This window comes from Micromonospora sp. NPDC049529 (genome assembly GCF_055586685.1).
On sequence record NZ_JBVJHT010000002.1, the window covers coordinates 367,578 to 375,852 of the forward strand.

Below are 8,275 nucleotides of genomic sequence, written 5' to 3' on the forward strand. Positions count from 1 at the left end.
GTCTGGTGGTGCCCAGCGATCATCGGCGCACAGGAGGCACCCAGCATGGCGATCACCGATATCACCCCGCAGGACGTCGAGAACGCCGCCAAGAACCACGACACCGCCGAGCAGGACCTCGACGCTCAGCGCAAGGGTCTTGACGACACTGTGAACACCCTCTACTCGGCCAACAGCGGCGAACTCATGGAGAAGCTGAACTCGGTCCAGGACGCCTGGAGCGTGGACATGCGCGGCATCCTCGACAAGCTCGTCGACTGCGCGGAGTACCTGCGCGAGTGCAAGACCGAGCTGGAGCGACTGAACCAGGAGCAGGGCAGCTCCCTCGTCTGATCATCGTCCTCACCCTCAGATCCCAAGAAGGAGCTTCCCCGATGTCGGATTTCATCAAGTACGACTACGACTCGATGGACGTCGCGTACGACGAGATGAAGCGCATCTCGGACAACGTGCTCGCCCAGCTGGATGTCCTTCAGCAGGAGGCGCGCAAGGTCCTCGCATTCAATGGTGACTACGTCATCAACTATGACAACAAGGCCCAGGTCATTCGGGACGGAATCACCGAGCTGAACGACACCACGCTCAAGCGGAGCAACGACCTGGCCGACAAGTTCGCCGACTACCAGGCGACCGACAAGAAGCTCGGCGCCATGTAGCCCGCGCGGGCGGCGGGGAGTCCCTGTGCCTCCGCCGCCGCCCGACCCGCGGAGCGTACGCATCGGCCCGGAGAGGAGCCAAGGACATGGCCAGCTCGGACAGCACCCAGATCGACCTCGCGGCGTTGCGCGACGCGGCGAAACAGATCGAGGGCCTCATCACCGACAGCAGCATGACGATCTTCGAGACGGCGGCGGACACAAGCACGCTGGAGGCCGGCAAGCTCGATGCCGCGCAATGGCTCGAGGCCGTGGTCGCCGACCGCGGCGCCGGACTGCACCAGCACGCCCTCGACCTGCAGGCATCCTTCGAGGCGCTCGGCGAGCGGCTGCGCACCATCGCCGACATCTTCGAGCAGCAGGACCAGGCGAACGCCGACTCGCTGCAGGGCAAGGCCACCGACGAGATCGAGGCGTGGACCGGGTCGGTCGGCGCCCTCACCATCCCGCCGACCGAGGGCGAGGAAACGTACGACACCGGAGACAACACCAACCGCGACGGCGCGCGACTCGGCTTCGAGGTCGACCCGATGACGGGCGAGGCGACGAAGGCCGAGGACGGGACCATAGCGGTCACCCTGCCGGCGCCCGAGGACCTGAACGTCACCGTCTTCCCCGACACCTCCATCACCCCCGACGTGGTCTTCGCCGACACCGAGGTCCTCGACTTCGACTACGAGGGCGGATTCTTCACCGACGGCAAGAACAACCAGTCGGTGCCGCAGAGCACCAGCTTCACCGTGGGCGTCGAGCCCGAGGACAACGAGAAGTAAGCCATGCCCGAGGATTCCGTCGGTTCACTTCAGACGCCCGCCCCCCGGGGACAGACCTTCGCCTCGCTGCACGTGTGGACGGACCTGCATCCCTACGTCAGCGAGCTAGTGGACAACACGGCCGAGACCGGCAACGCCTGGCACGACGCCGGCGCCGCCTTCGACAAGGCCGCGGCCGAGCTTGCCCTCATCAACGACGAGTTCGACCGGATCAAGAAGGCACTGGACCCGGGGTTCGTCGGCAAGGCGGGTGACACGTTCCAGGAACGGACGACGGAGCTCCTCAACCACAGCAGGGCGGTGCACGACCGGCTGGACGGGTACGGGCAACTGGTCGGCGACGTCGGGCACGACATCAAGGTGTTCGCCACCGCCTTCTGGGAGGCGGTCGAGACGTTCCACCAGCTCACCGACCAGCAGGAGGAGCTGTTCGAGCAGGCGGTATACAACGCCTACAACGCGGTCGAGATGTCCCCGCCGGCGGACATGCTGCAGAAGGCGCGGGACGCGGCGTACCAGATGGTCGAGCAGAACATCATGATGCCGCACATGCGGCAGTTGCTGATGACGCTGAGCGACAAATATGCCATCAAGGGCGAGGCAATGGATCCGCTGGAGATCACGCCGCCGAACGTCTTCACCAGCGCGGCGGACGACTCTTCCTCGTCTTCCTCGTCTTCCGACGACGATTCTTCGTCCGGCGACGACTCTTCGTCGTCCTCTGACGATGACGACTCTTCCACGTCGTCGGACGGCTCGTCGTCAGATGGCTCCGACTCGGAGTCTTCCTCCGATGGTTCCGGCTCGGAGTCCTCTTCGGGCGACGACGCGGCGGAGCGGGAGGAGGCTGAGTCCCGGGCGGAGGAGGCGATCGACGACCTGCAGGATGCCGCGCCGGACGACAGCGCGGGAAGCTCGGATGGGTCGCCAGGCGGCCTGTCCGGCAGCGGTCTCGGCGACAGCGCGCTACAGGGCAGCGAGTCCGGCTCGGGTTCCGGCTCCGGCTCGGGTTCCGGCGGTGGTGAGTCCGGCTCCGGCTCGGGTTCCGGCGGGGACGACGGCGAGGCGCAGCGGCAGGCCGCTCTGCAGGATGCGCAGAACGCGGCGAACGACGCGATCGACGGCCTGATGAACTCGGGCGGGGAGACCTCCGGCGCGGGCGGTGGCATGCCGGGTCTGGGCAGCGGCGGCGGGAGTCCGGGGTCAGGCAGTTCGGGGGGTGGCAAGGGCAGCGGCGGCGGGAGTCCGGGGTCAGGCAGCTCAGGTGGCGGCAAGGGCAGCGGCGGGGGCAGCCCCGGTGGGGGCCTCGGCAGCGGCAGCAGCCCGGGTAGCGGCGGAGGTAGTCCCGGCAGCGGCAGTTCCGGCAGCGGGGGCGGCATGCCGGGCGGCGGATCGGGCAGCTCCGGCGGCGGCAAGGGCAGCACCGACGGCGGTGCCGAGCAGGCGCGCCAGAAGGCGCTGGACGACGCGCAGAAGGCGGCCAACGACGCGATCGAGGGTCTCCAGTCGGCCGGCGGTGGAGCGCCGGGCAGTGGCTCCTCGGGAGGCGGTCTGCCGACCGAGTCCTCCGACCCGGCGAGCGGTGCCGGCGGCGTCAACCCCGGCACCGGCACAGAGACGGGTAGCGGCGGGGAATCGTCCGAGGCCGCGCGACAGAAGGCGCTGGACGACGCGAAGGAGGCTGCGGACGACGCGATCGCAGACCTGTCGTCGGGGATGCCCGGCGCGGGGACCGGCTCGGGCAGCGCCCCCGGTTCCGGTAGTGGCCCGGGTTCCGGTGGCGGTCCCGGATCGGGCAGTGGGCCGGGCCCGGGTAGCGGGCCGAGCGCCGCCGCCGAACGACAGCAGGCGCTCGACGACGCCCGGCAGGCTGCGGGCAAGGCCATCGAGGACCTGAAGGGCGCGGGCGAGGCGAGCACGGCCGGGGAAGCCGTGCAGGACGCGCGGGACGCGGCCAACGACGCCATCGATGAGCTGCTTGCGCAGAATGAGGCCAGTGGCGCGGACCCCGAGTCCAAGGAGCAGCGCCGGGACGCGCTTGAGGAGGCCCGAGACGCGCTTGAGGACAGCCTGGACGAGCTGGCCCGCTCGGCAGACGGCACCGTGGATCCGGAGGATGCCCTGCACGACGACGCCGTCGGCGATGCCCGGGAGGCGCTTGGCGACGCGATCGACGACTTGATCGCGGACGCCGAGGCCCAGCCCGGCGAGAGCGCCGAGGAGAAAGCCCGGATCGAGGCGCTGGAACAGGCCCGGGACACCGCGACCGCGGCCCTCGACGACCTCATCGAGGAAAACGGCGTGCACACCGGGGATGGCCGGTCGACCAGCCTCGCCGACTTCCTCGGCGGAGCCGGCTCCGGCGGAGGAGCGGGCGGCGGCTCCGGCTCGCCGAGTGGGCCGGGCTCGGCCGGCGGCGGGGGGTCGGCGGGCGGTGCGGGATTCGCGGGCGGTGTGGGCACTGCCGGCGGACCACTCACCGATCTGCGCCCGGCCGTCCCGACGGCGCAGGCCGGTCCGATCGGCCCGGGCGTCGACCCGTCCGCAGGTCAGGGTATGCCGATGATGCCGCCGATGGGCCAGGGCCACGGGCACCAACCGCCGCGTGACCGGGAACGCAGCATCTGGCTGGAGGGCGACGACGACGCCTGGGAGGAACACGGCGACGGGGCCTCCGCCGAGGCGATCGGACGGCCGTCGTGACCGTACCCATCGCGCCGCTGGAAGAGGTGGCTGCCCGGCTGAGCATCACGCCGCCCGCGTGGCTCTACGCCGCCGCAGACCGCTTCGAGGACCGCCGCCAGGCGTTCGCGGAGCTCGGCGACCGGTTCCGGCGAGCCCTGTGGGACGCCGAGGACGCCTGGCAGGTGACCAACCCCTCGTCCGCCGTGACGGCGTCGCCCGCTCACGTCGCGGCCGTACTCGACCAGCTCGCCGCAACCGACTTCGCGAGCGCGCTGCGCCGGGCCGGCGACTCGCTGGCCGACGCCCGCGACCGACTGGGCGAACTGGTCGCCCGGCAGGCCGCGGACCCGCAGGCCCGGCCCAGCTCGTACGACGTACAGGGGCAGGTGGTCCTGCGGTCCGCCGCCGTGGCGCTGGTCCAGGCCGGGCACGATCTGCCGGCGCCGCCCCCGGTCACCGCGACCGGGCGGCACCTGACCGGCTCGGCGCCCCCCGGAGTCGAGCTGTTCGCCGGCGACCTGGACCCGGATCCGGACATCCCGCCCGGTCCGCCGGGCAACGCGTCCCCCGGCGCGGGGGCACCCATGATGCCGATGATGCCGATGAATGGGATGGGCATGGGGATGGGCGCGGTCGGCACGCAGCAGCGCGAGCGGCGCGTGACCATCCCCGCGCCGGTCGATCCCGGACCCTGGGCCGAACCGGCCGAAGGCTGGGGAATCCCCGGACGCGGCCGGTCCACAACACCCGTACGCCCCGAGAGGAGCCCGTCATGACCGACCAGAGACACCCCGGTGCCGGTGACGCGACCGCCGGCTTCGAGGCCGCCTTGCAGACGCTCGCCGAGGAACGGGAAAGGCTCGGGCGGATGCACGAGCGAATGGCCCAGGGTACGACGACCACGTCGAAGGACCGCATGCTGTCGGTGACCATGAACGGTCGCGGCGAGATCCTCAAGCTGACATTCGCGAACACCCGGTACCGCCAGATGGCCCCGGCCGAGCTGGCCTCGCTCATCACCGAGACGATCGCGGCGGCCCGCGCCGAGACCCTGACCCAACTCGCCGACGTCGCCGGCGACGAGGTGCTGCCCGGCATCTCGTTCCGAGACCTGGCCGGCGGTGAGGTCGACCTGGATCAGGTGGTGGGCAGCTTCCTCAGCGCTTCGCTGGACGCCCTGCCGCCGACCGCGGTGTCCGCGGCCGACCGGGCGCGGTTGCGGGGGGACGGCTGATGCCCGAGATCACCTCCGCGGACGTACCCGGCGTCCACGGCATGGCCGACCGTCTCGAATCGGCGGGCGACCGGCTCGGCAACGCCCTCAAGGGTTTGCAGCGCGACCTCGGCGCCGTCCACGGCTGCTGGGGCGACGACGAGCCGGGCAAGGCGTTCGAGGGCAACTACGTCGGTCCCGCCGAGCAGCAACTCGCCGACATCGGCACCACGGCCGAGACCCTCGGCGTGGTCGCCGACAACCTGCGCCTGATCGCCGACGCGTTCCAGCAACTCGACGCCGAAGGCGGCGGCGTGCTGGAGCTGCGCAACGAGTAGAGAACGGCGCGGAGGACCAGATGGCGGAGGATTCCGGGCCCGGGGTCGTCGACCTGCCTCCCGACCTTCAGCGGCTGCTGAAGGTCGTGGTCGGCATGGAGTGGCCGGAGGGCAACGAGGCGCTGCTGCGACGCATGCACCAGATGTGGACCGACCACGGGGAGGTCCTGCGGGCGCTGCGCGACGAGCTGCCCCGGCTGGCCCGCTCTCTCGGCGACGCGATGACCGGCTCGGCCGCCGCGGCGTACACCGATCTTGTCCGCCGCGATGTCCCCAGTGTCGTGGACGCCCTGACCAGCGTCGTCGAGGACCTTGCCAAGACCTCGATGAATGCCGCCGCGGACATCCAGAAGTCCAAGGTGACGATCATCGTGCAGCTGATCGTGCTGGCGGCGTCCATCGCCTGGCTGCTGGCCACCCTCTTCGGTGCCCTCTTCATCCCGGTGGTGGTCGCCACCGCGCGCGGCATCCTGTACGCGATCCTCCGGACACTGATAACGGAGATCGCCACCGAGGTCGCCATCGGCTTCGGTGTGGACCTCGCCACCCAGCTCGCCCAGCTCGCCCGCGGCCTGCGCATCGGCGGTCTGGACACCGACTCGCTGCTGGTGTCCGGCGTCGGCAGCGTGCTCGGCGGTGTCGGTGCCGGCGCGGGCCGCCTCGTCGCCGGCGAGGCGGCCCGGCACCTGGCGAACGCGTGGACGAACTCCACCCGGAGTATCACCGGGGACGGGCTGCGCGAGATCACGGACATCAGGTTCAAGGGTGCGTACGGCGCCATCTCCGCGACCGCGCAGGGCGTCGGCGGGGCCGTCGCGGACGCGAGCACCGGCGCGATCTTCGGCCAGCAGTTCAACTGGGGTTCCGTGACCGCGGCGGCGATCGGCGGCGCGTCCGAGGGCGGTCCATCCGCGGGCGGTCACGGCGGCGGCGTGGGCGAGGTGGCGGTGCCGGATCTGGACGGCCTTCCCACCTACGAGGAGGCCGTCGACGAGTCCGACGCGAAGCCCGGCGACCAGGTCGGGGAGAAGTCCGGCGATGACGTCACGGAAAATTCAGGCGACGGGTCCTCCAAGGAGGACACCTCAGTTGGCGTGCCGGACGCTGGGTCCAGTTCGGAGGGCGCGTCGAAGGCGGGCTCCCCACCCGTGTCAGCTTCAGCCGCACCTGTTTCGACGCCCACGGATTCGACCTCGGCGTCGACCGGACCGGTGACCTCCGGTGGCGCGGCGGCGGTGTCTGCGTCGCCGGTCTCGTCTGCGGGACCGGCGTCTACAGCCACGCCCGCCAGGGGTGCGAGTTCCGGGGTCGCCGCAGGACCATCGGTCGGATCGGCTCAGACAGGAGCCACCTCCGGGACCGCGTCGGCGGCTTCCGGGTCCGGTACGCCTACGGGTGTTGCGGCCGGCAGCGCGCCGGTCGCGACGGTCGGCGGAGCGTCGGCGGGACAGCTCGGCGGCGGCGCCGCGCCGACCGGTTCGGCAACGACGCCCACGTCGGCATCGCCGAACAGTACGTCCGCAGGTGGGGGCGGGTCTTCTTTGTCCACGCCCGGCGGCGGTACCTCGCCGGTTCCGGTGTCAGCTGGCGTCGGGTCGCAGAGTCCGGTGGGAGGGGAGCCGACTGCGATCGCAGGTTCGACCGCAGCGGCTCAGGGCTCGGAGTCGGCGGCCGCCGGTCCTTCCGGAACGGCGAGCCACGGCGGACCTCCTGCCGCAACGGATTTCGGCAGCGGTGTCACAGGCCCGACGGCGAGCGAGGGCGGTCCGCTGACCGCCACCCCGGAGGGTGCGCATACCGGGTCCGGTCCGGCCGGCGACCGGGAGTCCGGAAGCCCGGCGGTCGGCCCCGCCACCGCATCACCCGCCGCCTCGGCGCCAGGCATCCCGGCGGCGACGACGGCCGGTACGGCGGTGCCCGGATTGGCTGCGACCTCGTCGCCGGCCACGTCAGCTCCATCGCTCACCACGGCACCGTCGTCGACACCGACGACCGCAGCACCTCCGGCGGTGACGGTCGGCGGAACACCGCTCGCGACCGCCGGCGCACCATCACCAGCCACCGCGGCGTCGGCGTCCACACCGGCGTCGGGATCAATGACGCCCACCGGTACGCCGACGTCCGCCGCTGCGACCCCGACCCCGACCTCACCGGCTACGCCGCTGTCGACAGCGACATCCGCACCTGCGCAGGCGCCGGCAACCACCTCAATGTCGACGGCTTCGCCGACTGCGGCGTCCGCCCCACCTTCGGCGGCCGCCTCGACGCCGACGGCTACCCCCTCCTCGACGGCGTCGCCGACGTCAACTGCCAGCTCGGCGCCGATGGCAGCGTCGACATCAGCGACCACTCCGTCTTCGTCGGCCGTGCCGTCGCCGGCCGCTACCCCCGTCCCACCAGCCACCCCGACGCCGAATCCATCCCCACTCCCGTCCCCGTCCCCGACTCCGACAACGTCCCCGTCCCCGACTCCGACAACGTCCCCGTCCCCGACTCCGACAACGTCCCCGTCCCCGACTCCGACGGCCACGCCGACTTCGACGGCCTCGATGACGCCTATGCCTGCGGCGGGGGATGCCGCGTCGGCGAGGCCGGCGTCGACCGTCTCGT

The 8,275-nt window shown here is 71.6% G+C and carries 9 protein-coding genes and 1 pseudogene; 8 read left to right on the forward strand and 2 right to left on the reverse strand.

Annotation, left to right across the window (positions count from 1 at the left end; genetic code table 11):
* The first annotated feature begins 45 nt into the window (after positions 1 to 45).
* From ACZ6QQ_RS04430 to ACZ6QQ_RS04465, 8 genes and pseudogenes are all read left to right on the forward strand, one after another.
* Positions 46 to 333, forward strand: a complete 288-nt coding sequence (locus tag ACZ6QQ_RS04430; protein ID WP_465874261.1) for a WXG100 family type VII secretion target — start codon at positions 46 to 48, stop codon at positions 331 to 333.
* Between the two features lie 41 nt (positions 334 to 374).
* Positions 375 to 656: a hypothetical protein gene (locus ACZ6QQ_RS04435; RefSeq protein WP_465874262.1), complete on the forward strand. Its 282-nt coding sequence runs from the start codon at positions 375 to 377 to the stop codon at positions 654 to 656.
* A gap of 86 nt (positions 657 to 742) precedes the next feature.
* Positions 743 to 1,429 (forward strand): WXG100 family type VII secretion target, encoded by a 687-nt coding sequence (locus ACZ6QQ_RS04440; protein WP_465874263.1) that lies wholly within the window; start codon positions 743 to 745, stop codon positions 1,427 to 1,429.
* Positions 1,430 to 1,432: 3 nt separating this feature from the next.
* Positions 1,433 to 4,132, forward strand: a complete 2,700-nt coding sequence (locus tag ACZ6QQ_RS04445; RefSeq protein WP_465874265.1) for a hypothetical protein — start codon at positions 1,433 to 1,435, stop codon at positions 4,130 to 4,132.
* Positions 4,129 to 4,890, forward strand: a complete 762-nt coding sequence (locus tag ACZ6QQ_RS04450) for a hypothetical protein (protein WP_465874267.1) — start codon at positions 4,129 to 4,131, stop codon at positions 4,888 to 4,890. The genes ACZ6QQ_RS04445 and ACZ6QQ_RS04450 overlap by 4 nt, the downstream gene beginning before the upstream one ends.
* Entirely contained in the window at positions 4,887 to 5,348 is a 462-nt protein-coding gene (locus ACZ6QQ_RS04455; RefSeq protein WP_465874268.1) for a YbaB/EbfC family nucleoid-associated protein, read from the forward strand. The genes ACZ6QQ_RS04450 and ACZ6QQ_RS04455 overlap by 4 nt, the downstream gene beginning before the upstream one ends.
* On the forward strand, positions 5,348 to 5,665 hold the full coding sequence (locus ACZ6QQ_RS04460; protein WP_465874269.1) for a WXG100 family type VII secretion target: 318 nt from the start codon (positions 5,348 to 5,350) through the stop codon (positions 5,663 to 5,665). The genes ACZ6QQ_RS04455 and ACZ6QQ_RS04460 overlap by 1 nt, the downstream gene beginning before the upstream one ends.
* A gap of 95 nt (positions 5,666 to 5,760) precedes the next feature.
* A pseudogene (locus ACZ6QQ_RS04465) lies at positions 5,761 to 6,051 on the forward strand (WXG100-like domain-containing protein); the annotation flags it as partial.
* 950 nt (positions 6,052 to 7,001) lie between these two features.
* On the opposite strand, the gene ACZ6QQ_RS04470 reads toward ACZ6QQ_RS04465, so the two are convergent.
* Both ACZ6QQ_RS04470 and ACZ6QQ_RS04475 read right to left on the reverse strand, forming a co-directional pair.
* The gene (locus tag ACZ6QQ_RS04470; RefSeq protein WP_465874555.1) at positions 7,002 to 7,214 is read right to left on the reverse strand and encodes a hypothetical protein; all 213 of its coding nucleotides are present in this window, start codon (positions 7,212 to 7,214) and stop codon (positions 7,002 to 7,004) included.
* Positions 7,215 to 7,316: 102 nt separating this feature from the next.
* Positions 7,317 to 8,195: a hypothetical protein gene (locus ACZ6QQ_RS04475; RefSeq protein ID WP_465874557.1), complete on the reverse strand. Its 879-nt coding sequence runs from the start codon at positions 8,193 to 8,195 to the stop codon at positions 7,317 to 7,319.
* Between the last annotated feature and the right edge of the window lie 80 nt (positions 8,196 to 8,275).